This is a genomic window from Pseudarthrobacter sp. MM222 (assembly GCF_947090775.1).
Classification (GTDB): domain Bacteria; phylum Actinomycetota; class Actinomycetes; order Actinomycetales; family Micrococcaceae; genus Arthrobacter.
Genome location: NZ_OX352321.1, coordinates 1,449,029 through 1,474,729, shown reverse-complemented (window position 1 = coordinate 1,474,729; position 25,701 = coordinate 1,449,029). Strand labels below are relative to the sequence as shown.

23 protein-coding genes and 1 pseudogene are annotated in these 25,701 nt (G+C 67.0%); 6 read left to right on the top strand and 18 right to left on the bottom strand.

What is annotated here, in order from left to right; all coding sequences use genetic code 11:
• Nucleotides 1–85: 85 nt before the first annotated feature.
• The 10 genes from OM977_RS06650 to OM977_RS06605 all read right to left on the bottom strand — a co-directional run bounded on the left by OM977_RS06650 (nt 86) and on the right by OM977_RS06605 (nt 10,373).
• Nucleotides 86–880 carry a sulfite exporter TauE/SafE family protein gene (locus tag OM977_RS06650; protein ID WP_264357333.1) on the bottom strand — a complete coding sequence of 265 codons (795 nt, stop codon included), beginning with the start codon at nt 878–880 and terminating at the stop codon, nt 86–88.
• A 19-nt stretch (nt 881–899) separates the two neighbouring features.
• Complete coding sequence (locus OM977_RS06645) at nt 900–2,711, bottom strand: proline--tRNA ligase (protein ID WP_264356711.1); 1,812 nt, start codon at nt 2,709–2,711, stop codon at nt 900–902.
• A 404-nt stretch (nt 2,712–3,115) separates the two neighbouring features.
• Complete coding sequence (locus OM977_RS06640; RefSeq protein ID WP_264357332.1) at nt 3,116–4,003, bottom strand: GNAT family N-acetyltransferase; 888 nt, start codon at nt 4,001–4,003, stop codon at nt 3,116–3,118.
• Entirely contained in the window at nt 3,966–5,132 is a 1,167-nt protein-coding gene (gene ispG, locus OM977_RS06635; protein ID WP_264356710.1) for a flavodoxin-dependent (E)-4-hydroxy-3-methylbut-2-enyl-diphosphate synthase, read from the bottom strand. The genes OM977_RS06640 and ispG overlap by 38 nt, the downstream gene beginning before the upstream one ends.
• A gap of 45 nt (nt 5,133–5,177) precedes the next feature.
• Nucleotides 5,178–5,468: a YciI family protein gene (locus OM977_RS06630; protein WP_264356709.1), complete on the bottom strand. Its 291-nt coding sequence runs from the start codon at nt 5,466–5,468 to the stop codon at nt 5,178–5,180.
• 126 nt (nt 5,469–5,594) lie between these two features.
• Nucleotides 5,595–6,143, bottom strand: a complete 549-nt coding sequence (locus tag OM977_RS06625) for a hypothetical protein (protein WP_264356708.1) — start codon at nt 6,141–6,143, stop codon at nt 5,595–5,597.
• A complete protein-coding gene (locus OM977_RS06620; protein WP_264356707.1) occupies nt 6,140–6,874 on the bottom strand; it encodes a MarR family transcriptional regulator in 735 nt (244 codons plus the stop codon). The genes OM977_RS06625 and OM977_RS06620 overlap by 4 nt, the downstream gene beginning before the upstream one ends.
• A 168-nt stretch (nt 6,875–7,042) precedes the next feature.
• Entirely contained in the window at nt 7,043–8,374 is a 1,332-nt protein-coding gene (locus tag OM977_RS06615) for a M50 family metallopeptidase (protein WP_264356706.1), read from the bottom strand.
• 18 nt (nt 8,375–8,392) lie between these two features.
• Nucleotides 8,393–9,577, bottom strand: a complete 1,185-nt coding sequence (dxr, locus tag OM977_RS06610; RefSeq protein WP_264356705.1) for a 1-deoxy-D-xylulose-5-phosphate reductoisomerase — start codon at nt 9,575–9,577, stop codon at nt 8,393–8,395.
• 52 nt (nt 9,578–9,629) lie between these two features.
• Nucleotides 9,630–10,373: a sulfite exporter TauE/SafE family protein gene (locus tag OM977_RS06605; protein ID WP_264356704.1), complete on the bottom strand. Its 744-nt coding sequence runs from the start codon at nt 10,371–10,373 to the stop codon at nt 9,630–9,632.
• 51 nt (nt 10,374–10,424) lie between these two features.
• On the opposite strand from OM977_RS06605, the gene OM977_RS06600 reads away from it, so the two are divergent.
• A complete protein-coding gene (locus tag OM977_RS06600) occupies nt 10,425–11,903 on the top strand; it encodes a lipase maturation factor family protein (RefSeq protein ID WP_264356703.1) in 1,479 nt (492 codons plus the stop codon).
• A gap of 51 nt (nt 11,904–11,954) precedes the next feature.
• On the opposite strand, the gene OM977_RS06595 is transcribed toward OM977_RS06600, so the two are convergent.
• Nucleotides 11,955–12,632: a response regulator gene (locus OM977_RS06595; RefSeq protein WP_264356702.1), complete on the bottom strand. Its 678-nt coding sequence runs from the start codon at nt 12,630–12,632 to the stop codon at nt 11,955–11,957.
• Nucleotides 12,629–14,206 (bottom strand): sensor histidine kinase, encoded by a 1,578-nt coding sequence (locus OM977_RS06590; RefSeq protein ID WP_264357331.1) that lies wholly within the window; start codon nt 14,204–14,206, stop codon nt 12,629–12,631. The genes OM977_RS06595 and OM977_RS06590 overlap by 4 nt, the downstream gene beginning before the upstream one ends.
• Before the next feature lie 287 nt (nt 14,207–14,493).
• Here OM977_RS06590 and OM977_RS06585 point away from each other — a divergent pair, with 287 nt between their 5' ends.
• The 5 genes and pseudogenes from OM977_RS06585 to OM977_RS06565 all read left to right on the top strand — a co-directional run bounded on the left by OM977_RS06585 (nt 14,494) and on the right by OM977_RS06565 (nt 19,201).
• Nucleotides 14,494–15,501, top strand: a complete 1,008-nt coding sequence (locus tag OM977_RS06585) for a Bug family tripartite tricarboxylate transporter substrate binding protein (RefSeq protein WP_264356701.1) — start codon at nt 14,494–14,496, stop codon at nt 15,499–15,501.
• Nucleotides 15,498–16,001 carry a tripartite tricarboxylate transporter TctB family protein gene (locus OM977_RS06580; protein WP_264356700.1) on the top strand — a complete coding sequence of 168 codons (504 nt, stop codon included), beginning with the start codon at nt 15,498–15,500 and terminating at the stop codon, nt 15,999–16,001. Before OM977_RS06585 ends, OM977_RS06580 begins: the two co-directional genes overlap by 4 nt.
• Nucleotides 16,001–17,661: pseudogene (locus OM977_RS06575) on the top strand (tripartite tricarboxylate transporter permease). Before OM977_RS06580 ends, OM977_RS06575 begins: the two are co-directional and overlap by 1 nt.
• Nucleotides 17,658–18,056 carry a universal stress protein gene (locus OM977_RS06570; protein WP_264356699.1) on the top strand — a complete coding sequence of 133 codons (399 nt, stop codon included), beginning with the start codon at nt 17,658–17,660 and terminating at the stop codon, nt 18,054–18,056. Before OM977_RS06575 ends, OM977_RS06570 begins: the two are co-directional and overlap by 4 nt.
• 206 nt (nt 18,057–18,262) lie before the next feature.
• The gene (locus tag OM977_RS06565) at nt 18,263–19,201 is read left to right on the top strand and encodes a glycosyltransferase family 2 protein (RefSeq protein ID WP_264356698.1); all 939 of its coding nucleotides are present in this window, start codon (nt 18,263–18,265) and stop codon (nt 19,199–19,201) included.
• 27 nt (nt 19,202–19,228) lie between these two features.
• Here OM977_RS06565 and OM977_RS06560 read toward each other — a convergent pair whose 3' ends face one another.
• The 6 genes from OM977_RS06560 to OM977_RS06535 form a co-directional block, all read right to left on the bottom strand.
• Nucleotides 19,229–20,071: an HpcH/HpaI aldolase/citrate lyase family protein gene (locus OM977_RS06560; protein WP_264356697.1), complete on the bottom strand. Its 843-nt coding sequence runs from the start codon at nt 20,069–20,071 to the stop codon at nt 19,229–19,231.
• On the bottom strand, nt 20,068–20,661 hold the full coding sequence (locus OM977_RS06555; protein ID WP_264356696.1) for a MaoC family dehydratase: 594 nt from the start codon (nt 20,659–20,661) through the stop codon (nt 20,068–20,070). The genes OM977_RS06560 and OM977_RS06555 overlap by 4 nt, the downstream gene beginning before the upstream one ends.
• Nucleotides 20,658–21,425 carry a CoA transferase subunit B gene (locus OM977_RS06550; protein ID WP_264356695.1) on the bottom strand — a complete coding sequence of 256 codons (768 nt, stop codon included), beginning with the start codon at nt 21,423–21,425 and terminating at the stop codon, nt 20,658–20,660. Before OM977_RS06550 ends, OM977_RS06555 begins: the two co-directional genes overlap by 4 nt.
• 2 nt (nt 21,426–21,427) lie before the next feature.
• The gene (locus OM977_RS06545; protein WP_264356694.1) at nt 21,428–22,195 is read right to left on the bottom strand and encodes a CoA transferase subunit A; all 768 of its coding nucleotides are present in this window, start codon (nt 22,193–22,195) and stop codon (nt 21,428–21,430) included.
• A 39-nt stretch (nt 22,196–22,234) separates the two neighbouring features.
• Entirely contained in the window at nt 22,235–23,398 is a 1,164-nt protein-coding gene (locus OM977_RS06540; protein WP_264356693.1) for an acyl-CoA dehydrogenase family protein, read from the bottom strand.
• A gap of 89 nt (nt 23,399–23,487) precedes the next feature.
• Nucleotides 23,488–25,695, bottom strand: a complete 2,208-nt coding sequence (locus tag OM977_RS06535) for an acetyl/propionyl/methylcrotonyl-CoA carboxylase subunit alpha (protein WP_264356692.1) — start codon at nt 25,693–25,695, stop codon at nt 23,488–23,490.
• Nucleotides 25,696–25,701 lie beyond the last annotated feature (6 nt).

Genomic DNA, 25,701 nt, shown 5'->3' with positions numbered 1-25,701 from the left:
TGCATGCTACGCCGACGGCCCCGGTTCGGGGAGGTACTGCCCCGGAGGGCCCGGAGGAGCGCTCCGGGGATGGCCGGCGGACGGCTCAGGCGAAGGATTCCTGCCAGATGTCGGACCCGAGCTTGAGGATAAGCGCCGCCACGACCACGAGGAACACGATCCGGATGAACTTGCTCCCCTGCCTGACCGCCGTCCGGGCACCAAGGTAGCCACCGGCCATGTTGGCCATGCCCAGCACCAGACCGAGCCCCCACAGCAGCGAGCCGTGCGGCAGGAAGAACAGCAGGGCGCCCGCGTTGGTGGCCATGTTCACGATCTTGGCTTTGGCGCTGGCTTCCAGGAAGGCATAGCCCATCGCCGACACGAGCGCGATGATGAGGAACGAGCCGGTTCCCGGGCCGATCAGTCCGTCATAGAAGCCGATCACTCCCCCGATCAGGCAGGCCACCACGTAGTGCCGGTGGCCGTCATGGCGCAGCTTGGTCAACTCCCCCACGCTCGGGCGGAACGCGGTGAACAACGCGACGGCGACGAGCGCGGCGACGATGATCGGTTTGAAGACGCTCGCCGGGAGCGTGGCCGCGAGCACCGCCCCGCCGAAGCTCCCGGCCAGCGCGATCGCCGCCATGGGCAGGGCGGTGCGCAGGTCCGGCCGGACGCGTCGGTAGAACGTTGCGGCACTCGTCGCGGTGCCGAAAATCGACCCCATCTTGTTGGTGGCCAGTGCCTGCACGGGGCTGATGCCCGGGACCAGCAGCATGGCCGGGAGCTGGATCAGGCCGCCGCCGCCCACGACGGCGTCCACCCAACCCGCGGCGAAGCCGGCCACCACGATCAGGATGAGGGTGCTGAGCTCGATCGACTCGAGTCCCGAGATCACGCCTGCGTAGGCGGGCGGGTCAGCTGTTGCGGACGGCGTTGACCACGTAGTCAACCGCCTTCTCAACGGCAATGTTCTCGGCGTCGCCGGTCCGGCGGTCCTTGATCTCCACGACGCCGTCCACGAGTCCGCGCCCGACGGCGAGGATGGTGGGGACGCCGACGAGTTCGGCGTCGCCGAACTTTACGCCGGGGGAAACCTTGGGGCGGTCATCGTAGATGACGTCGAGGCCGGCGGCTTCGAGCTCCAGGGACAGCTTTTCGGCGGCGGCGAAGATTTCCTCCCCGCGGCCGACTGCCACCACGTGGACATCGGCCGGGGCGACGGCGCGCGGCCAGACCAGGCCCCTGTCGTCGTGGTTGGATTCGGCCAGGGCGGCGACGGCGCGGGTGACGCCGACCCCGTAGGACCCCATGGTCACCACCACCTGCTTGCCGTTCTGGTCCAGGACCTTGAGGTCCAGGGCCGCGGCGTACTTCCGGCCCAGCTGGAAGATGTGGCCCATTTCAATGCCGCGGGCGGTTTCCAGCGGTCCGGAACCGTCGGGAGCCTCGTCGCCGGCGCGCACGTCGGTGCACTCGATGACGCCGTCCCAGCCGAAGTCGCGTCCGGCGACCAGGCCGAAGACGTGCTTGCCGGCCTCGTTGGCGCCGGTGACCCAGGCGGAGCCGCTGACAACGCGGGGATCCACGAGGTAGAGCAGCTTTGCGGCGCCCTCCGTGCCCAGCAGCGGCGCGTCCAGGGACATGCCGGGGCCGAGGTAGCCCTTGACGATCAGCGGCTGCTTCTTGAGGTCGTCGTCGTTGGCGGCCTCCAGCGTGATCTCACCGGCGATCGGCAGGAAGGACCCGATGTTGGCCTCGACGCGCTTGAGGTCCACGCCGCGGTCGCCGGGGAGACCGATGACGACGAGCTGGCGTTCACCGGTCGGCAGTGTGACGGCGAGGACGACGTTCTTGAGCGTGTCGGCGGCGGTCCAGGGGCCGCCGTCGGCGTCTGCGCGCGGAACGAGGACGTTGGCGGCGTCGACGAGCGTCTCGATGGTGGGGGTGTCCGGGGTGTCCCGGACTTCGGCGGCGGGGGCGCCGCTGAAGTCGATGTCTGCGGGGACTACCGTGGTGACGGCCTCGACGTTGGCGGCGTAGCCTCCGGCGGAGCGCACGAAGGTGTCCTCGCCGATCTCCGTGGGGTGCAGGAATTCCTCGCTCTTGGACCCGCCCATCGCCCCGGCCGTGGCGGCAACCGGAATGACCTCGAGGCCCAGGCGCGCGAAGATCTTCAGGTAGGCGCCGCGGTGGGCGGCGTAGCTGGCGTCCAGCCCGGCGTCGTCGACATCGAAGGAGTAGGAATCCTTCATGATGAATTCGCGGCCGCGCAGCAGGCCCGCCCGGGGACGTGCCTCGTCGCGGTACTTGTTCTGGATCTGGTAGATGCTCAGGGGCAGGTCCTTGTACGAGGAATACAGGTCCTTGACCAGCAGGGTGAACATCTCCTCGTGCGTGGGCGCCAGGAGGTAGTCGTTGCCCTTGCGGTCCTTGAGCCGGAAGATGCCCTCGCCGTACTCCGTCCAGCGGTTGGTGGCCTCGTAGGGCTCCTTGGGCAGCAGCGCCGGAAAGTGGACTTCCTGGGCGCCGATGGCGGACATTTCCTCGCGGATGACCTGCTCCACCTTGCGCAGCACGCTCAGTCCCAGCGGCAGCCAGGTGTAGATGCCCGGGGCGGCCCGGCGGATGTAGCCGGCACGGACCAGCAGGCGGTGGCTGGCCACTTCGGCGTCGGCGGGATCTTCACGCAGCGTGCGCAGGAACAGCTTGGAGAGTCGAAGGACCACTGGAGGGATTTCCGTTTCTGGGAGGTGCCGGGAAACTCAGTAAAACCGAGCAGAACTGGGGTAAACCGTCTAGGTACAAATCAGTCTAGGTACTAATCTACCGTCAGCCCGGACGCAGCAGAGCCACGCCATGACTGAGGGAAGCCCCTGGCCGTTCCCGGCTGGTCATCCCGACATGGCGTGGCTCTACGGCCCCCATCACCGCCAGATCTCCGGCTCTGAGTTACTCGAGGTTGCCCCTGAGGGCACTTGCGGCGCTGGTTCTCCCGGAGCCGCCCGTGCCCCCAGCGGCACGACTATGTTCGAACTTATGTGATGCGCCGCACGAAAACAAGAGTCCGCATCCGTTTATCTCCGCCGCAGGGCTCCGCCGCAAGCGAGCGGTGGCGGGATGACGGGCCCGGCTAGAAGAGGACAGTCGCGAAGGTTCCCACTTGGCGGAACCCCACCCGCTCGTAGGTGGCGCGGGCGCGGGAGTTGAAGTCGTTGACGTAGAGGCTGGTGACCGGGGCGAGCGTCCGGGCAAGGTCGACGACGGCGGCCATGTAGCCGGCGCTCTGGCCAAGTCCCCGGAATGCCGGATTCATCCAGACCCCCTGGACCTGCGTCACCTCGTGGGTGACCGCGCCCAGTTCGGCCTTGAAGACCACCTCGCCGTCCGGGTTCAGGTGGACCAGCGAATGTCCCTGGCGGATCAGGCCCTTCACCCTGCGGCTGTAATACTCCCGTCCGCCAAGATAGGGCGAGTAGCCCACTTCTTCCTCGAACATCGCCGCGCAGGCGGGCAGGATCTTGTCAAAGTCCGCGAGCTGGCCGAATCCCAAGAGCGGGTTTGCCGGGATGGCGGGTGGCCCGGAGATGGACATCAGCGGCTGGTCATCCCGGAGTTCGTGGGCCTCGTGGCCCAGCTGCTCCAGACCGGAATAGAGGGCCAGGACCGTCTCGGCCGGACCAAAGATGGACGCGTAGCGGCGCCCGGAGGTGTGCGCGGACATCGCCACGAGGCCGGCGAATTCCGGGTCGAGCTGCACCGGCACCAGGTTCGCCCCGGCCCAACAGGCCCCCACAAGGGCAACGCCATCAAACACGCCGAGGAAGCTGGCTCCCCCGGCCGTGGGAGCCGCCGAGCCGGCGCCCTCCAGGTGGGAGAGGATGAAGACGTTGGCGATCGGGTCCTGCTCTGCCAGGTCCAGCAGTTGTTGGGTGTCCGAACCGGTCAGGGTCCGGACGGCGACGCCGGAACCGGCGCCGTCCTTACGAGACGCTAACCACGGGGCTACCCTTGACAGCATCTTCGCCATCGGCCTCCCCCATCTCTTCAGCGATACGCATGGCTTCTTCGATCAGTGTCTCAACAATCTGGTCCTCGGGGACAGTCTTGATGACCTCGCCCCGGACGAAGATCTGGCCCTTGCCGTTACCGGAGGCTACACCGAGATCGGCCTCCCGCGCTTCACCGGGGCCATTTACGACACAGCCCATGACGGCCACGCGCAGGGGGATCTCCATGCCTTCCAGCCCGGCCGTGACCTGCTCGGCGAGCGTGTACACGTCCACCTGGGCCCGGCCGCAGGAAGGGCAGGACACAATCTCGAGTTTGCGCGGCCGCAGGTTCAGGGACTGCAGGATCTGGTTGCCGACCTTGATTTCCTCGACCGGCGGTGCGGACAGCGAGACCCGGATGGTGTCCCCGATGCCTCGCGAAAGCAGGGCTCCGAAGGCGGTGGCTGACTTGATGGTGCCCTGGAACGCCGGACCCGCCTCGGTCACACCGAGGTGCAGCGGCCAGTCGCCCTTCTCGGCGAGCATTTCGTAGGCTGCAACCATGATCACCGGGTCATTGTGCTTGACCGAGATCTTGAAGTCGTGGAAGCCGTGTTCCTCGAAGAGTGAAGCCTCCCAGACGGCGGATTCCACGAGCGCTTCGGGGGTCGCCTTGCCGTACTTCTTGAGGATGCCGGGTTCCAGGGAGCCTGCATTGACGCCGATCCGGATCGACGTGCCGTGGTCCTTGGCCGCCCGGGCGATTTCCTTGACCTGGTCGTCGAACTTCCGGATGTTTCCCGGGTTCACGCGGACCGCGGCGCAACCGGCTTCGATCGCGGCGAAGACGTACTTCGGCTGGAAGTGGATGTCCGCGATCACCGGGATCTGGGACTTCCGGGCAATGATGGGCAGCGCCTCGGCGTCGTCCGCGGACGGGCAGGCAACGCGCACGATGTCGCAGCCGGAGGCGGTGAGCTCGGCGATCTGCTGCAGCGTGGCGTTGATGTCCGTGGTCGGCGTGGTCGTCATCGACTGCACGCTGATCGGGAAATCGGAGCCGACACCCACCGAGCCCACCTTGATCTGGCGGGTCTTCCGGCGGGGAGCAAGTACGGGGGGCGGCAGAGGCGGCATTCCCAGGCTGACCGAGGTCACATGGACTCCTTAGAGAGCGAAGATCGAGGGCTGTTGCGGGACGGGCTAGGCGTGGCCGGCGAGGAGGCCGGTCACGGGCGCCCAGGCGGTGATGCGGGTCCCGGAGATGGCGCTGGCGGCGGCGAACGGATCCTGCTTGAGGATCTCGTTCAGGGCCGCCTCATCGGCCGCCTTCAGGATGAGGAGCGCTCCCGCGCCGTCGCCGTAGGGGCCGCTGGCGAGCAGCGTGCCCTCCTGCGCCAGTCCAGCGGTCCATTCGCGGTGCGCCGGGCGGCTGGCGTCCCGTGCTTCGGTGGATTCGGCGTCGTACACATACTCAACAGCAAAAACAGTCATACGGATACACTATCGCCCCAGCGGCCAGCTACCCATCCGGCAGCAGGCCAGGCGCCACGGCCCGCGGCGGCGGAGACCTCGGCATCACCGGGCCCCGCCCGGATAGCCGGCGGGCCCCGGCCGCGCTCAGCCGAGGAAGAACACCTTGGCCACCGCGGCGATGCCCGCTGCCCACAGCATGGAGGTCAGGGTCCCGATGATGAATCTCTCGGCCGCCACCGGCGTCTCCTTCAGCTCGGCGAAACGCCCCAGACCCTTGATGGCGACGACATAGGCGATTGCCACGGGCTGGCCGGCCAGGATGGCCAGGCAGACCGCCAGCCGTTCCAGGATGCCGATGATCGCTCCGCCCCGCAGGATCCGGGCGCTGCTGACTATGTCCGTGCCGGCAGCCGCATTGCCCCCGGAGCCCGTGGCGGCAGCACCCGCCGCCGCCGAACCGGCGTCGCCGTCGGTGTCCTGGCTGCCCGGCTGTGCGCTCACGACGTCGGTTGTGGAGTCCGCCGCGGGATCTTCGGCGCCGGCGCCCCCGGCTGGCAACTGGCTGCCGGCGTCACCGGCCCCGGCGTCGGCCCGGTCGTCGATGGTCCGGGCCAGGCGGAAGACCAGGGCTGTGACAGGCCAGCCGACGAATCCGGCCGCGAGCAGGGCCAGGGTGATCCAGAGGGCGTTCACCGGTCTCCTTCTGCGTTGCTGTCTGCACGGGGGTGATTTGTTCCGGTGATCAGCCCGTTTGCGAGGGACAGCAGCATCTCGGCGGCTGGCCTCGCCGCCCATTCTTCCTGCCAGCCGGAGCGCAGGAGGGCGCGGCTCACCGATTGTTCGGTGATTCCGAGTTTTCGGGCCGCGATTTTCTGGGTGCCGTGCGTGCTGGACTGGCCGTGCTGGACAGTGCGCAGCACGTCCACAACTTTCCATTGCGCGTCGGTCCGGTCCTGGACGAGGCGGCCGATCAGCCGCAGCACAGCCTCAGCGTTGGCGCAGGCCCTGGCGCCGTCTTCCCCGGCCCCCGCGCCACGTCCGGCGGATGCTTCGGGGGACGGAGCATGTCCGCGGCGGGCGCCCCCGGGGACCACCGCGAGCGGCACGTGGGCCGCCGAGGCCTTGGCGCGGTCCACCGCAAGCCGGGCCGCGACGAAGGCCGGTCCCGACCCCTCGCGCGGGCTTGCCGGCAGCGGCCGGTCCACGGCTCCCACCCCGATCCCGACGTACCAGCGGCCGCCGCGGAGGGCATGCAGTGCGATTTCCACCACTTCCGCAGGGAGTTCAAGAACGCCCTGGACCTCGTCGCCGACCGAGCGCTCGAACCGCCCGGAGCTGGAGAGAGCAGATAGCTGCGTCAGCAGCTCGGGGACGCGGTCGACGTCGGTAGTGCTCCCGCGCTGGTCGATGGTCATTACGTACATGGGCCCAGCCTAAACGGCTGATCTTCCACAATCAATCAATTTCAACTGATTAGTTAGAATTAGCCGTTATGGACTGATATCCGAAGATCAGCGGTTTCCGGTTCGGGGCTGACTCCCGCACCGGGCGGGCCGCGCAGCAAGGAGCCGCACAGGCCGTAACGGGCCAGCCTAGCCGAAGAGATTGACCGGCTTGACGATGTCAGCGTAGATCAGCAGGGCGCCCATGCCCATCAGCAGCACCGCAACCACGTAGGTCACCGGCAGCAGTTTGGCGATGTCGAAGGCGCCGGGATCCGGGCGGCCGAACAGTTTGGCGATCCTGCGCCGGGCGCCTTCGTACAGCGCGCCGGCGACGTGGCCGCCGTCGAGAGGCAACAGCGGAACCAAATTGAACACGGCCAGGGCAAAGTTGAGTCCGGCCAGCAGGCCAACCAGGGCGGCCAGCCGGGACTGCAGCGGGACCTGTTCCATCGCGGCGACCTCACCGGCCACCCGGCCCACACCCACCACACTGATGGGTCCGTTGGGGTCTCGGGGTTCTTCGCTGAAGGCGGCCTTCGCCACGCCGGCCACCCGCGCCGGGAGGTTCACCACGACGCCGGCAACCTGCTTGATGTTTTCGCCCGCCATCGGAAGCACGGCCGTCGCCGGCTGCTGCACGAGCGTGGTCTGGGCTCCGACACCCAGGAAACCGACGTCCTGGTAGAGCAGCTTGCCGTCGGCGTCCTTCGCCTGCCGGCCGTCGTCCCCCACCACCGGACGGGCCGAGAGGACCGGAGTGACAGTGGTGGTGACGGGAGCGCCGTCGCGCTGCACGGTGATGCTGACTTGCCTGTCCGCCGACGCGCGGATCCAGGCGGTGAGCTCATCCCAGCTGGAGACCGTTTTGCCGTCGAAGGCGGTGATGACGTCGTTGGGTTTGAGCCCGGCGGCCGCGGCGGGGGTGAGCTTGCAGTCGGCGGAGTCCGGGTCCACGGTCTCGCCGGCCTTGACCTGGCATTTGGAGACGTCGGCGATGGTGGTGGTCTGGGTGGCGACGCCGAACCCCATCAGCAGCACGGCGGTGAGGGCCACGCCGATCAAGAGGTTCATGGCCGGCCCGCCGAGCATGACGATGATCTTCTTCCAGACCGGGAGACGGTAGAAGACGCGGTTCTCGTCGCCGGGGCCCACTTCCTCGTGGGCCATGGAGCGGGCGTCACTGGCGAGCGACTGGAACATGCCGGTGCTGGAGGGCCGGACGGTGCCGTCCTCCTTGTTCGGCGGGTACATGCCGATCATGGAGACGAATCCGCCCAGCGGGATGGCCTTGAAGCCGTATTCGGTCTCGCCCTTCTTCCTGGACCAGAGCGTGGGGCCGAAGCCGATCATGTACTTGGTGACGCGGACCTTGAACAGCTTGGCCGGCAGCAGGTGTCCCACCTCGTGCAGGGCGATGGACACGGCGATGCCGATCGCTACAAAGACGACACCGAGGATAAAGAGGAGGACGGGGCTCATGCTGTGATCTGCTGCTTCCTAGACGCTTCTGACGGCTAAACGTTCGTGGGTGCGGGCACGTGCCCACTTTTCAGCATCCAGTACGGACTCCACTGTCAGCCCGGAGGATCCTGCGTGTTCGCTGAGTACGGCTTCGATGGTATCGACAATGTCGGTGAAGCGGATCCGGCCGGCGTGGAACGCCATCACCGCCTCCTCGTTGGCGGCGTTGAAGACGGCGGGGTAGGTGCTCCCCTGCCTGGCGGCGTCCTTGGCCAGCCCGACGGCGGGGAAGGCCACCGTGTCCAGCGGTTCGAAGGTCCAGCTGGTGGCCCGGGTCCAGTCGCAGGCCTGGGCCGATCCGGCGACGCGGTCCGGCCAGCCGAGACCCAGCGCGATGGGCAGGCGCATGTCCGGTGGAGAGGCCTGGGCGATGGTGGAGCCGTCAATGAACTGGACCATGGAGTGCACCACGGACTGCGGGTGGACCACGACGTCGATCCGGTCCAGCGGGATGTCGAAGAGCAGGTGCGCCTCGATCACTTCGAGGCCCTTGTTGACCAGGCTGGCGGAGTTGGTGGTGACCATCAGGCCCATGTCCCAGGTGGGGTGGGCGAGGGCGTCCTGCGGGGAGACATCGTGGAGCTCCTCGCGGGTCTTGCCGCGGAAGGGCCCGCCGGAGGCCGTGAGGACCAGCCGGTCCACTTCGGCCGCTGTGCCCGAGCGCAGGCACTGGGCGATCGCCGAGTGTTCGGAGTCCACCGGGACAATCTGCCCCTCGCGGGCGGCGGCCTTGACGAGGGAACCGCCGACGATCAGGGATTCCTTGTTGGCCAGCGCCAGGGTAGCGCCGGATTTCAGGGCTGCCAGGGTGGGGGCCAGTCCGATCGAGCCGGTGATGCCGTTCAGCACCACGTCGGCATCGGTCTCCGCGATCCGGGTGGAGGCGTCGGGGCCGGTGATGATCTCCGGGCGGTAGCCGCGCACTCCCGCCGCGCGGGCTGCGTCGTCAATCAGCGCCTGGAGGGCGGCCGCATCGCCGGACGCGACGCCGACTGCCTGGGCGCGGGTGTGCACGGCCTGCCGGGCAAGAAGTTCAAGGTTGCCGCCGCCGGCGCTGAGGGCCACGACGTCGAACAGGTCCGGGGCGCCGTCGACGACGTCAATCGCCTGTGTGCCGATGGAACCGGTGGACCCGAGGAGGACGATCTTGCGCGGCTGCATGGCTTAAGTATCCCGCACCCGGTGTTTTTGCGAGGCGCGGCAGTCCGGCACCCTACCCGAACGCCAGCTCCACCACGCCCTTGGCCATGGTGGACAGGGCACCGGCGTAGGCAACGCCGACCACGATTCCCCGAACGACCCCGGGGCGGATCCGTCCGGACAGGACATCACCGGCCGCGATGCCGACCACCATGGCCATCAGGATGCCCAGCCATTGCCAGGTCTCCAGGGCCGGAAGGTGGCCGCCGGAGAAGAGGTACTTGCTGAGCAGGGAGGACAGGCCGGTGGTGACGAAGTACGGCTGCAAGGTGGCGCCGAAGCTCTTCTGGTCCCAGCGGGTGGCGACGGCATACGCGGTGATCGCGGGCCCGCCGACCCCGGCTGCGGCGTTCATCAGGCCGCTGGTAAAGCCCAGCCCGACCATGGGAACCGGACCGGTGGCGCGCCAGGAGCTGCGGGTCAGCCGCTGCGACGCCAGCAACGCAATGACCAGCAGCACCCCGATGCAGATTTCCAGCGGAGCCTCGGGGACGTTGCTGGCCAGCCACGCACCGGGAACCACGCCCAGCAGCGCGGAGAGGGCAAGGCCTGCGTAACGCCGCCAATCAACGTGCCGCCACACCCGGGAGAGGATCAGCAGCGAGGACGCCGCACCGCAGAGGTTGATGATCATCACGCCGTCAAAGGGACCCAGCAGGACCACCAGGACCGGGGAGACCAAGAGGCCGAAGCCGAGGCCGGCCAGCCGCTGAGCCAGTGCCCCCGCCACCACGGCAATGAGCACCAGAGCAAACATGATTCGATCCTAGTGCCGCCCGGCCGCCGGGACCGGCGTAACGTGTGATTCGTGGAGTGGACCTCATGGTTCGACGCGCCGGAGTACGAGTTCGCCCGGCAGGTACTGCAGCGCGGCATCGCCACCATCTTCTTCGTGGCCTTCCTCTCCTCGCTCAACCAGTTCCCGGCCCTCCTCGGCGAGCGCGGCCTGTTGCCGGCGCCGGAGTATCTGGAAGGATTCCGCCGCCTGGGCAGGCCCAGCCTGTTCCGCTGGCGCTATTCGGACCGGCTGCTGCGGGCCGTGTGCTGGAGCGGCATGGCCATCTCCGGCACCCTGATCCTCGGCCTGCCGCAGCTCGGGCCGCCATGGGTTCCGCTGCTGGCGTTCCTGGGCTTGTGGCTGTTGTACATGTCGGTGGTCAATGTCGGCCAGACGTTTTACGGCTTTGGCTGGGAGATGCTGCTGCTGGAGGCGGGGTTCACCGCGGCGTTCCTGGGCTCGGACCAGACTCCCCCGCCGCGGCCGATCCTGATCCTGCTGGTGTGGCTGGTGTTCCGCCTGGAATTCGGCGCCGGCCTGATCAAAATCCGCGGCGGGTCCGAGTGGCGCGATCTGACGGCCCTGTACTACCACCACGAGACCCAGCCGATGCCCGGGCCCTTGAGCCGGCAGGCGCATCTGCTGCCCAGGGCGTGGCACCGGCTGGAGGTCCTCGGCAACCATTTCGCCCAGCTGGTGGTGCCGTTCTTCCTCTTCGCCCCGCAGCCGCTGGCAAGTGCCGCGGCCGGGATCGTCATCTTCACCCAGCTCTGGCTCGTGGTTAGCGGGAACTTCGCCTGGCTCAACTGGATGGCGATCCTGCTCGCCTTCGCCGCCATCAGTGATCCGGTGGCGCACGCCGTCCTTCCGGCCATCCCGCTCGACTGGCACGCCGCATCCGCAGAAGTGGTTGCCGGCGCACCGGCCGGCAGCCGGGCACCGGTGCCGTGGCTGGTGGTGGTCCTGTTCGCCACCGTCCTGCACGTGGTGCTCAGCTACCGGCCGATTCAGAACCTTTGCTCGCACCATCAACTGATGAATGCCAGTTTCAACCGCTGGCAGCTCGTCAACACTTACGGCGCGTTTGGCACGGTCACCAGGCGGCGGATCGAGATCGTGGTGGAGGGAACCCTCGACCCGGACCCGGGGGACGACGCCGAGTGGCGGGAGTACGACTTCAAGGGAAAACCCGGGGACGTCCGCCGCCTCCCGCGGCAGTATGCGCCCTACCACCTGCGGCTTGACTGGCTGATGTGGTTCCTGCCGCTGCGTACGGTGCACGAGGATTGGTTCTACGCGTTCCTGGCCAAGCTGCTGGAGGCCGACGCGCAGATCTTGCGCCTGTTGCGCCACGACCCGTTCGACGGCGGACGCCCCCGATGGGTGCGGGTCCAAAGTTACCTCTACCGCTTCGCCACGCGGGCCGAATTCCGGGCTACCGGCCAGCGCTGGATCCGGACCTCCCTGTATGTGGCCATCCCTCCGGTATCCCTGCCGGCGAAGCATTGACGACGGCTGGAAACGCCGCCCGTCATGGCCTAAAGGCAGGCCCGGACGAGGTCACTGCGGGTTCATCAGGTAGCGGCGTTCGGGGCGTCCTGCCCCATACTTGAGCCGCACCTGGACTCTGGCTTCATCGTGGAGATACTCCAGGTAGCGGCGCGCGCTGACCCGGGACGTGCCAGTAAGGTCCGCCACTTCTGCGGCGGACAGGTCTGTCTCAGCCGAGCGCAGGACTGCTTCGACCATCTTGAGCGTCTCCGGGCTGCAGCCCTTGGGCAGCGGCCGCTCGATGAACTCCTGCCGCTCCACCCCGAAGACCCGGTTCACGTCCGATTGCTCGGCCACATCCTTGGACGAGTCCAGGCTCTGGTAGGCGCTCCGGTAATGCTCCAGGCGCTCCTGCAGGTCCGCCTGCGAGAACGGCTTAATGAGGTAATGGACGATCCCTCCCCGTAGGGCGCGCCGCACCGTCTCCACCTCCCGCGCCGCACTGATCACCAGCACGTCCAGTTCCGGGGCGATTTCGCGCAGCTGAAGCATCAGATCGAGCCCGTTGGCATCAGGAAGATGGATATCAAGCAGCACCAGATCAGGCCTGAGGTCCCGGGTCTTGGCGAGCGCTTCGGCGCCGCTGTGCGCCGCTCCGACCACGGCGAACCCGGGGGTCCGCTGGATGAAGCCGGCATGGACCTTGGCGACCATAAAGTCGTCGTCGATGATGAGGACCCTGATCATGGCCACACCTTCCTCGGGACGAGCGTCGCAGTGAAGACCGCCCCGGCCTCGTTGTGTACCGAAAGCTGCCCTCCCCGGCGCTGGCAAACCACCCGGGACAGGGCCAGGCCGTAGCCGCGTCCGCCGTCGGCAGTGGCTTGTTTGGTGGTGAATCCTTGCCGGAAGATGGCATCCATGTGTTCCGGCGGCACGCCGGGACCGGAGTCCTTCACGACGACGCGCAACTCATCGCCGCCGTCGTCGACCAGAACTTGGACGACGGCGTCGGCGGTTCCCCGGACGGCATCCAGGGCGTTGTCGACAAGGTTGCCCACCACGGTTGTCAGGTCCCTGGACAAGTCCTCCTCCACCGGTCCCAAATGGGAGTCCGGAGACAGCTGGAGCGCCACTCCGCCCTCGGCCGCAAGGCTGGACTTTGCGATCAGCAGCGCTGCCAGCGCGGGGTCGCCGATCCTGCTGGTCACTTCTTCGTTGAGCCTGGTCCGGTCCAGGGTTGCTCCGTTGACGAACTGAACCACCGCGTCGTACTCGCCGATCTGGATGAGGCCGGAAATGATGTGCAGCTGGTTCGCGAATTCGTGGGCCTGGGCACGGAGGGTGTCCGTTGCGGTGCGTGTGGTTCCCAACTCACGCTCGAGCGAGGACAGTTCGGTGCGGTCACGAAGCGTGGTCACGGAACCTATGGTGCGGCCGCGCGAGAGCATGGGCATCCTGTTGAGGACAACAAGCCGCTCACCCACCAGCACAAGCCTGTCCGGACCCGGCTGGTCCCGGGTGAGAACCTCCCGCAACGCGGGCTCCACGGCCAGGCTGCCGAGGTTCTTGCCCACGCAGTCCGGCGACAGTCCCAGGAGCTGGCGGGCGCTCTCGTTGACCACCGTGATCCGTTCGTGCGGGTCCAGGGCCACCACGCCTTCCTTGAGACCATGCAGCATGGCCTCGCGGTTTTCCACCAGGTTGGTGATCTCTTTCGGTTCCATGCCCAGGGTCTGGCGTTTCACCCTCCGCGCCAGAAGAAGCGAGCCCGCGACGCCGAGCACGCTGGCCACGCCAAGATAGGTGAGCAGGTTCGGCACGGCGTCGCCCAGCCGCTCCAGCGTGGACGGGTAGTTCCGGCTGATGGACGCGATGCCGATCATGGCGCCGTTATCAGCCAGGACCGGCACGTGGGCCGAGAGGTACGGCGTTCCCGATCCGCCCACCACCCCGGTCCAGGCCCGGCCCTCCATGACTCTGCTCTCCCCCAGTTCGAGGGGCTTGCCGAGTTGTCCGGGGTCGGAGGACGCGACGACGGTGCCGTCCAGTTTGGCCAGCGCTACTTGCGAGGAACCGGACAGGGTGCGGACGGACTCGGCCACCGCGGGCAGCGCCGACCCGCTACGTGGTTCCGCCGTCGGAAGGAGGACGCGGACAGTGGGATTGCCGCCCAGGGCCTCGGCCGCGGACAACGCCCTGCGGCCTTCTATCCTTTCAAAGGCGGCGGCTGACTGCGCCAGCGAAATCGCGACCACCGCTACCAGCACGGCCAGGACGATCAGCAGCTGCAGGAACAGGTACTGCCCGGCCAGGGACATCCCTCGTCGTCGAGTCACGTGCTGTCTTTCCTTCTCGTGATCTGGCTGGCACAACGCCTCGGCCGCTGCACGCAGGATGGAACACAATCCGCGGCGGTGGGGTGAACTATACCGCACGCCGGACGGCAGATTCCGACGGGCCCGAGGGCGCCGTTGGACGGCAGAAACGTGAACGAAATGAACTTAACTTTCTCTGCGTACACAAGGGTGATCCGCGTCACGTCCGCACCTAGCATCGAATACACCAGTCAGTTTTGCTGATCAGTTTTAGCGAGAAGAGGAACACCATGCGCCAGATCCGCGCATTCCGCATTGCCGCCGTCGCCGCCGGCATTGCCCTGATGGCCACCGGTTGCGGTTCCACCGGCAAGAGCGCCACTCCCACCACCTCCGGCGCTGCTGCCGGCCCCATCACCGGGTTGCAGATCCTGGTTCCCAATACCGCAGGCGGCGGCTACGACACCACTGCCCGGGTGGCGGCGAAGGTTCTCGACGACGAGAAGATCGCCACGAACACCGAGGTGTTCAACCTCGCCGGTGCCGGCGGAACCGTAGGCCTGGCCCGCGTCGTGAACGAAAAGGGCAACGGCGACCTCGCCATGTTGATGGGCCTTGGAGTTGTGGGCGCCAGCTACACCAACAAGTCCGAATCCAAGCTGACCGACACCACTCCCCTGGCCAAGCTCATCGAAGAGCCTGGCGCGATCATGGTCAACAAGGACTCGCCCTACAAGACAATTACCGACCTCGTGGCGGCTTGGAAAGCAGATCCGGGCTCCATCAGCGTGGGCGGCGGTTCTTCCCCCGGTGGACCTGACCACCTCTTGCCGATGCAGCTGGCCGGCGCCGTCGGTATCGACGCCACCAAGGTCAACTTCGTCTCCTACGACGGCGGCGGCGATCTTCTTCCCGCCATCCTCGGAAACAAGCTCGGTTTTGCCGCCTCGGGGGCCGGTGAGTACGTGAAGCAGATCGAGTCCGGAGAGGTGCGGGTCCTCGCAACCAGCGGGGACAAGCGCCTCGAGGGCGTCGATGCCCCCACCCTGAAAGAGTCCGGCATCGACCTGGTATTCAGCAACTGGCGGGGCATCGTGGCGCCCCCCGGAATCAGCGATGCTGACAAAGCATCCCTGATCGCCGCCCTCGAGAAGATGCACGGCACCCAGGCCTGGAAGGACGCGCTGAAGTCGAAAGGCTGGTCCGACGCTTTCCTGACCGGCGACGAGTTCAAGTCCTTCCTGACCGAGCAGGACAAGCGGGTGGCCGACATTCTGACGAAGCTTGGCCTGACGTGAGTTCCTTGACCACTAAGCTCAAAGGCCGCTCCGAGCTGGGGGTTGCCCTCCTGCTCGGAGCGGTTGGGGGGCTGGTTCTGTGGGACGCCGTCAACCTCGTGACCCCGTTCTCCCGGTCGGACGCCGTCGGACCCAAGACCATCCCCTACATCGTTGCGGGCCTGCTGCTTGTCTGCGCCGTACTGCTGGCCATCAACGTGCTCCGCGGCGGGCACGCCGAAGCGGAAAGCGGCGAGGATGTAGACCTGACGCATCCCGCGGACTGGAAGACGGTCCTGCCGCTGGTTGGCGCATTCGTGGCCAACATCCTGCTGATTGATTGGGCCGGCTGGGTAGTATCCGGAACCATCCTGTTTTGGGGCAGTGTGTGGGCCCTGGGCAGCCGGCACTACGTCCGGGACGGCCTCATCTCCGTGGCCTTGTCCCTCCTGACCTTCTACGGCTTTTACCTCGGCCTCGGCATTGCGCTTCCCGCCGGGCTGCTGGAAGGAATTCTCTAATGGACGTCTTCGCCTCCCTCATGGACGGCTTTGCCACCGCACTGACCCCCATGAACTTCCTCTACGCCGTGATCGGCGTGGTCCTGGGCACCGCCGTCGGCGTCCTTCCGGGCCTCGGCCCGGCCATGACCGTGGCGCTGCTGCTGCCGGTCACCTATGCACTGGAACCTACGAGCGCCTTCATCATGTTCGCCGGCATCTATTACGGCGGGATGTACGGCGGCTCTACCACCTCCATTCTGCTCAATACCCCGGGCGAGTCGTCCTCGGTGGTCACAGCCATCGAGGGCCACAAGATGGCGAAGGCCGGCAGGGCCGCGCAGGCGCTGGCGACCGCAGCCATCGGCTCGTTCGTGGCGGGCACCATCGGCACCACGCTGCTGGCCGTCTGCGCGCCCGTCGTGGTGAAGTTTGCGGTCAGCCTGGGTGCTCCGAGCTACTTCGCCATCATGATCCTTGCCCTCCTGGCGGTCACCGCTGTGCTGGGATCCTCCCGGCTGAGGGGTTTGCGTCGCTGGGCCTGGGCCTGGCGATCGGCCTTGTGGGCCTTGACTCTGTCACCGGGCAGCGCCGCCTTACCTTTGGTCAACCGCTGCTGGTTGATGGAATCGACATCGTGGTCGTGGCCGTGGCGATCTTCGCGGTGGGAGAGGCCCTCTGGGTCGCCGCCCACCTGCGCCGGACCCCGCTCCAGGTCATCCCGGTGGGCCGGCCGTTCATGGGCAAGGAGGACTGGAAGCGGTCCTGGAAGCCCTGGCTGCGCGGAACGGCCTTCGGGTTCCCGTTCGGCGCCCTGCCCGCCGGCGGCGCCGAGATTCCGACCTTCCTCTCTTATGTCACAGAAAAGCGCCTCACCAAGCACCCCGAGGAGTTTGGCAAGGGCGCCATTGAGGGCGTCGCGGGACCTGAAGCAGCAAACAACGCTGCCGCGGCCGGCACGTTGACTCCCATGCTTGCCCTCGGCCTGCCGACCAACGCCACCGCCGCTGTGATGCTCGCAGCTTTCACCCAGTACGGCATCCAGCCGGGGCCGCAGCTGTTCGAGAGCGAGGGCCCGCTGGTGTGGGCACTGATCGCGAGCCTGTTCATCGGCAATCTGCTGCTTCTGCTGATCAATCTTCCGCTGGCGCCGCTGTGGGCCAAGCTGCTGCAGCTGCCCCGGCCGTACCTCTATGCGGGCATCTTGTTCTTTGCCACGCTGGGCGCGTATTCGGTGAACCTGCAGGCGTTCGACCTGGTGCTCCTGCTGGTCTTGGGCGCGCTCGGGTTCATGATGCGCCGGTTCGGGCTGCCCGTACTCCCGCTCGTCCTCGGTGTGATCCTGGGCCCCCGCCTGGAGGGTCAGCTGCGCAAGACCCTGCAGCTCAGTGCCGGTGACGTTTCCGGCCTGTGGAGCGAACCCATCGCCGTCGGCATTTACATCATCGTGGCAATCATCCTGGTCTGGCCGCTGCTGCTGAAGCTCTGGCGCAAGTCACGGCCCGGGCCGGCCGTCCTGGCCACCGCCGGACCGGACCGGACGCCGGACCGGGCGTGGGACGAGGCGGCGGACGACGCAGCCGCCACGACTCCGGCAGGCCGAGCGACGCACGGCCCGGAACATGCCGAAAGCACCATCGATCCCGGCGAGACCCGCCGGTCGCGACAGGAGAAACAGTGAGCATCATCGTCGGATACGTACCCACACCCGAGGGGGAAGCGGCCTTTGAGCGCGCCATAGTTGAAGCCCGCAAGGACAATGCGCTCCTCGTCGTCATCAACTCGTCCCGGGGTGACGCCCCCGTGGACAAGCGGTACGCCCAGGAGGACGCCATTGCCACCATCGAGGACAGGCTCAAGGACGAAGGCATCGAGCACCACATCCTGCAGCCGGTCCGTGGCAACGAGGCGGCCAACGAGGTACTGCGGGCCGCCGACGAGTACCGCGCGGACCTCATCGTCATCGGCCTGCGGAGGCGCACGCCGGTCGGAAAACTGATCATGGGAAGCACGTCGCAGCAGATCCTCCTGGAAGCGGACTGCCCCATCCTCGCGGTCAAGGCAGCTGCACATTAACGCGGCTTGACCCGAACACAGCTATGAGCACCGCAGGCCGGATGTCCCACGACATCCGGCCTGCGGCGTTTCCGGAACTCCCAGGGCGCAGAACAGCCCCATTCCGGCCGGAGTCTGCCCAGTTGCTAGCATGAGTCCATCGCCAGGCCGGCGTCGCCCAAGCATCTCGCTCAGTGACCAGCAGCCGGGAATAGTTTGGAGTGCAGATGCAGACAGTCAGCTTGACCATGGTCAAGAACGAAGAGGACATCATCGAGGCGTTTGTCCGATATAACCTCAGGGCCGTCGACCACATGTTCATCGCGGACAATTTGTCCACGGACGGCACGATGGACATTCTGCAGGCGCTGAAGGCTGAGGGACTGCCGCTGACGATCTCCATCGACGAAGACCAAGCACTCAAGCAGAACGAAAAAATGACTGCGATGTACAGGAATGCTTTTCGGCACAATGACTTTGACTTCGTCTTTCTCCTCGACGCCGATGAATTTCTCGACCTCGACCGGGAAGAAATGCTTTCCCTGCGCGAATCCCGGGGAGGCGCCGCAGCGTACTACGTGAAGCGGGTCAACTACCTGTATGGCGGCGAAGTTACTGACGGGCACAGCCTGTCGCTCTTCGACCTCACGTCCGTAACGGACACGGTGCCGGCAACTGACAAGTCAATGATTTTCCATGAGGCCGGTAGATGCGGCGGATTCAAAATCGGCAACGGCAACCACCACATCCGGGACTGGTCCCGCAGCGAACCTCATGTCTCGGTGAAACCCGACAAGGAATTTGCGCTGATACACCATCTTCCCCTTCGCTCCGTTGAGCAGTATGTGCGGAAGAGCTTGCTCGGCTGGTTCGCCCTGCAGCTTCGCGAAGCAGGAGTCAACGATGCCAAGCAGACCATAGGCTCGCACTGGCGGACCCAATACCGGCTGATCCTTGAACAGGACTGCCAGGTGGGTGCGGAGGAGCTGATCGCCAACGTCTACGGCGCCAGCTACGCTGGCCGGGCGGGTCGAAAGGCGCCTCTGACCATTGATTTTGACCTCAAGTACGAGCACCTGATGCGCAAGCAGTCCATCACCACGCAATTGGCCCGCATGTACGAAACCAGCATCGACAACATCTGGGCCCGGGCTGCCGGCAACTGACGCACACTGGACCGGCGAGCGCCCGGCCTAGACCGGCGAGCGTCCGGCGCGGCGGAGCGTGAACTCTGCGTGCTTAAGGATGGGCCCGTCGATCATCTTGCCCTTGTGCTGGAAGACCCCCGCGCCGGCCCCTGCGGCGGCGTCAAGCAGCTCCGCGGCAGCGGCGACGTCGGCTTCAGAGGGAGCATAGGCCCCGCGGACCACGGCCACCTGGTTCGGATGAATGCACGCCTTCGAACCGAAGCCCGAAGCGACGGCGTCGCGGGCCTCGACGGCAAGCCCCACGAGATCAGGGATGTTGACGTAGACGGAGTCGACGGCTTCCTTGCCCGAGGCCCGGGCGGCCAGCAGGACCGTGGAGCGCGCGTGCAGCGCCACCGCACGGTAGCCGCCGTCGTCGGTCCGGCTGGAGGTGCCTCCGAGGGAGGCGAGCAGGTCCTCGGCGCCCCACATCAGGCCCACAACGTTCGGTTCGGCGGCGATGGCGGCGGCGTTCAGGATCCCGGCTGCCGTCTCGCAGAGCGCAATCACGCTGTAGCCTTCCAGCGCCCTGAGTTGGGCCGCACTCTCCGCCTTGGCCAGCATGACGTGCCGGTATGGGGTGTGCTTGAGGCAGTGCAGGTCCTTCTCGAACTCCTCGCTACCCGCCGGGTTGAGCCGGATGATGGTCCGGCTCGGATCCAGTTCCGGCACATCGCCGGCGGAGCCAAGCTGGGCGAGGATGGCGCCGCGGGCGCGCTGCTTGTCTGCCGGCGCCACCGCGTCCTCCAGGTCCACGATGACCGCGTCAGCACGCTCGGCAGCCTTCTGGTAGCGCTCGGGACGGTCGGCCGGGCAGAACAGCAGGGCAGGACCCATCAAAAAACTCATGTGTCTATTCTCCCCTCTTGAGCGCGTTCTTTCAGGGCAGATTCTTTCCCGGCAGTTTCTATCCGTTCGGAGTTTTCGTCCTGCGCGGCGGTGTGGGCCGCGCGCGTCCACATCAGGCAGCTGCGCGTGGCGAGGGCCACGACGTCGCCGTGCTGGTTCCGGCCGGTGTGCTTCAGAGTCACGACGCCCTGCCCGGGGCGGGAGGAGGACAGCCGCTTGCCGGTCACGATGGTCTCCGTGTACAGGGTGTCGCCGTGATACAGCGGGTGCGGGAAGGAAACATCCGTCATGCCCAACTGCGCGACGATGGTGCCCTGCGTCAGTTGCGGAACGGACTGCCCCACCACGGTGGCCAGCGTGAACATCGAGTTCATCAGGCGCTGGCCGAACGGCTGCCCGGCGCTCCAGGCGGCGTCGAGGTGCAGCGCCTGGGTGTTCATGGTCATGGTGGTGAAGAGGACGTTGTCCGTCTCCGTCACGGTCCGGCCCGGCCGGTGCGCATAGACCACGTCCTCCTCAAGCTCGTCGAAGTAGAGGCCGCGCTGTTCGACGACCCGCGGTCCGGCAGCCTCCGCTGCATCCGTCGTCATACGGTCAGTTCCTGGTCTTCCTCGAAGAGTTCGGCGCCGGTGGCCGCGGCCACGTCCTCGACCGATACGTTGGGCGCCAGTTCACGCAGGACCAGCCGGGACTTCCCGCCCTCGGTCACGACGTCGATGACGGCGAGGTCCGTGATGATCCGGTCCACGCAACCCTTGCCGGTCAGCGGCAGTGAACAGCGCTCCACGATCTTCGGCCTGCCGTTCCGGTCCACGTGCTCCATCATCACGATCACCTTCTTGGCGCCGAAGACCAGGTCCATCGCCCCGCCCATCCCCTTGACCATCTTGCCCGGGATCATCCAGTTGGCCAGGTCTCCGTTGACGGCGACCTCCATCGCGCCGAGCACGGCCACATCCACGTGCCCGCCCCGGATCATGCCGAACGAGGCGGCGGAATCGAAGAACGCCGCGCCCTTGTTGACCGTGACGGTTTCCTTGCCCGCGTTGATCAGGTCCGGATCCACCTCGTCCTCGCGCGGGTAGGGGCCGACGCCGAGGATGCCGTTCTCCGAGTGCAGCACCACCTCCACCCCGGCCGGAATGTAGTTGGGGATCAGCGTGGGCATGCCGATGCCGAGGTTCACATACTGGCCGTTGTGCAGTTCCTGCGCCACCCGGGCCGCCAGTTCATTGCGGGTCCAGCCCTTGCGGTCGTTTCCGTCATTGCCGGCGTGTTCGACGGCGGAACGCCGGTATTCGTGCCGGACGGCTTCCGGACGGGGCGGTGCGCCCTGCGAGCTGTTCGTTTCCATGGCTAGGCTCCTGCCGGGTCGGTTGCGGAAACAGTCCGCTTTTCGATGCGCTTCTCGGCCTGCGGCGCCAGCACAACGCGCTGGACGAATATGCCGGGAACGTGGACATGCTCCGGGTCCAGTTCCCCGGGTTCCACGAGCTCCTCGATTTCGGCGATGGTGATCTTCCCGGCCATCGCACACAGCGGGTTGAAGTTCATCGCGGTGGCGTGGAAGACAAGGTTGCCGTGGCGGTCGCCCTTCCAGGCGTGCACGAGTCCGAAGTCGGGGTTCAGCGATTCCTCCAGGACGTAGTCGGCGCCCTTGAAGCTGCGGACCTCCTTGGGCGTCGACGCGATGGCGATGTTTCCGTCGCCGTCGTACTTCTGCGGCAGGCCGCCGTCGGACACCTGGGTTCCGACGCCGGCCGGCGTGTAGAACGCCGGAATGCCCGCGCCGCCGGCCCGCAGTTTCTCGGCCAGCGTGCCCTGCGGGGTGAGGACCACCTCGAGTTCCCCGGAAAGATACTGCCGGGCGAACTCCTTGTTCTCCCCCACGTAGGAGCTGACGGTGCGGCGGATCCGGCCATCCTTGAGCAGGATCCCTAGTCCCCAGTCGTCAACGCCGCAGTTGTTGCTGACGGTTTCCAGTTCCTTGGTGCCGTGCTGGTGCAGGGCATCGATCAGGGCGACGGGGATGCCGCAAAGCCCGAATCCGCCGACGGCCAGCGAGGCACCGTCCGGGATGTCCGCCACAGCCTCGGCAGCGCTGGCAACAACCTTGTCAATCATCGTTGGTCCTTCTCTCGACGGGTCCGGCCAGCGGGCGGGTTAGAGCCCCAGTTCGCGGGCGATCAGCATCAGCTGAACCTCCGTGGTGCCCTCTCCGACTTCAAGGATCTTGGAGTCGCGGTAGTGGCGCGCCACGGTGAATTCGTTGATGAAGCCATAGCCGCCGAACACCTGGGTGGCGTCCCGCGCGTTGTCCATGGCTGCCTCGCCTGCGACCATCTTAGCGATGGCCGCCTGCGTCTTGAACGGCTTGCCGGCGAGCATCCGGGCGGCCGCGTCGTAGTAGGCCAGGCGGGCCGTGTGGGCCCGGGCTTCCATCCGGGCGATCTTGAAGGCGATGGCCTGGTACTTGCCGATGTTCTGCCCGAACGCGCTGCGTTCCTTGGCGTATTTCACCGACTGGTCCACGCAGCCCTGGGCCGCGCCGACGGCCAGGGCTGCGATCGCGATCCGGCCTTCGTCCAGGATCGAGAGGAAGTTGGCGTAGCCGCGGCCCTGCGTGCCCAGCAGGTTGGCCTCGGGGACGTGGACGTTGTTAAGCGTCAGCGGGTGGGTGTCCGAGGCGTTCCAGCCGACCTTGTTGTAGGCCTTCTCCGCTGTGAAGCCCGGGGTGTTGGTGGGCACCAGGATGGTGGAGATTTCCTTCTTGATGCTGCCGTCCGAGCGTTCCTCCTGCCCCGTCACCGCGGTGACGGTGACGAGCCGGGTGATGTCCGTGCCGGAGTTGGTGATGAATTCCTTGTTGCCGTTGATGACCCACTCGCCGCCACCAAGCTTCGCGGTGGTCTTGGTTCCGCCGGCGTCGGAGCCGGCTTCCGGCTCGGTCAGGCCAAAGCCGGCGAGCGCCTTGCCGGAGGCGAGCAGGGGCAGCCATTCCTGCTTCTGCGCCTCGTTGCCGAAGCGGTGGATCGGCATAGCACCAAGGGAGACACCGGCCTCGAGGGTGATGGCGACGGATTGGTCCACCCGGCCAAGCTGCTCAAGGGCCAGGGCGAGGGCGAAGTAGTCCCCGCCCATCCCGCCGAACTCTTCCGGGAACGGCAGGCCGAACAGGCCCATGTCGGCCATCTGGGAGACGATTTCGTACGGGAAGCTGTGCTCCTCGTCGTGCTTGGCGGAGACCGGGGCCACCACTTCGTCGGCGAATTCGCGGACGGTGTTGCTGAGGTCCTGGTAATCCTCGCTGAGTTCAAAATCTGCCATTGGGGGTGACTCCTTCGTCTGTACTGCTGGCGTGTTGCTTGTTTGTGGGGTGGTGCTTCGATGTGGTGCGGCGGCTTCGTTCCGGGTTGCTAGTCCGCCGCGCCCATCGCGATGACGGCTTCCTCAATCGTGTCCTCGGCTGCGGTGTCCGCCGAAGGCGGCTCAGCCGCAACGGCGGCGTGGATGGTGGCGAGCACCTGGTCCGCCTTGACGAGGTCGCCGGATGTGACGCTGATATGCACGGTCCCGTCCAGGGGCGCCACCAGCTGGTGCTCCATCTTCATGGCCTCCACCGACACCAGTACCTGGCCGGCTTCCACGGCGTCACCGTTGCGGACGGAGACGGAAACGACGGTGCCGGGCATCGGCGAGCGCACCGCCGGGTCGGCGGCGCCCTCAACGCGTTCGATCGCGGCCAGCACCCGGGCGAGCCGGGTTTCCCGGGTGAGCACCTCGAGCCGGCAGGACCAGCCCTCGTTGCCGACATGGACGAACTGCGGCGTGCCGCCCGGCGGGAAATCCTGCCACGCGGGTGCCTGCGCGAACCGCAGTTCGCGGCCGTCGAGCTCCAGATAGACGTCGTCGCTGGCTAGCCCCAGGACCGTTACACGGTGTGCCGGGCCGTCGTCCACGCGGACGGTGGCATGGCCGAGGTCCAGGTTGCTCAGGCAGGTGACGGCCACGGTGGCGAGTCCCCCGCCGGGCGTTCCGAAGCTCATCCGCCACGGCGCGGGGGCGCCAAGGCGCCAGCCAGTGACGGTGTCCCAGGGCGGACCAACCGTGTCCGGCCCCTCGGCCAGGACCCAGAACGGCAGGGCCGCGGCGATTAGCTCGGCGTCGCCGATCCGGCGGAAGCTGAATTCCGGCATCTTCCGCTCGATCAGGCCGGTGTCCAGCCGACCGGCGCGTACATCGGCGTCGTTGATCAGCAAGCGCAGGTACTCGACATTGGTGTCGAAGCCCAGGGCGGTGTAGCGGGCGAGGGCAGTGTCGAGTTTGTCCAGTGCGGCCGGGCGGTCCCTGCCCCAGGCGATGACCTTGGCCACCATGGGGTCATAGTCGCTGGAGATTTCCAGTCCCTTGACGAGCGAGGAATCGATCCGGATATGGGGATCAGCGTCGGCCGGAGTGACGGTATGGAGGTCGTCCATCGCGGTGAAGATCGTGCCCCGTTCATCGAGGAGCAGCACTTCACCTCCGGAGGGCAGAAAGTTCCGCTCCGGGACTTCCGCGTACACGCGCGCCTCCACTGCGTGGCCGCTGAGCACGACGTCGTCCTGCTGCACGGTGAGCACCCCGCCGGCGGCGATGCGGACCTGCCATTCGACAAGGTCGACCCCGGTGACCATTTCGGTGACGGGGTGCTCCACCTGCAGGCGGGTGTTCATCTCCATGAAGAAGAACTCGTCCGGGGCGTTGTCCGAGACCAGGAATTCCACGGTGCCGGCCCCGGAGTAGTTGACGCTGCGCGCGGCGTTGCAGGCTGCCTCACCCAGACGCGCCCGGATTTCCGCGCCGTCGGCCAGGGACTCCAGCAGCGGGGAGGGCGCTTCCTCGATGACCTTCTGGTGCCGGCGCTGCAAAGAGCACTCGCGCTCCCCCAGATGGATGACGTTCCCGTGGTTGTCGGCCAGGACCTGGACCTCGATGTGCCTCGGGGTGAGCACGAGCCGTTCCAGGAACAGGGTGTCGTCGCCGAAGGCGCTCGCCGCCACCCGGCGGGCGGTGGCCAGGGTGGCCGCCAGCTCCTCCGGCCGTTCCACGACGTGCATCCCCTTGCCGCCGCCGCCGGCGGAGGGCTTGATCAGCAGCGGGAAGCCGACGCCGGACGCGGCCTCGATCAGCTGGGCGTCCGTCATCCCCGGCTCGGCAATGCCCGGGACCACCGGAACGCCGTAACTTCCGACGTGGTTCTTGGAGCGGATCTTGTCGCCCATAACGTTCAGGGACTCGACGCCGGGGCCAATGAACGTGATTCCGGCTTTGTCCAGGGCCCGGGCGAAGTCGACGTTTTCGCTCAGGAAGCCGTAGCCCGGATGGACCGCTTCGGCGCCGGTGTCCCGGCAGGCCTGGACGATGGCCTCGATCTTGAGGTAGCTCTCGGCGGCGGCCGCCGGGCCGATCCGGACGGCGACGTCGGCCTCGCGCACGTGGCGGGCGTCGGCGTCGGCGTCGGAATAGACGGCGACAGAGCGGATGCCGAGGGCGCGCAGGGTCCGGATCACACGGCAGGCGATCTCACCGCGGTTGGCCACCAGGACGGTGCCGAACAGGGGCTTTTGGGAGGTTGTAGTCACTGCTGG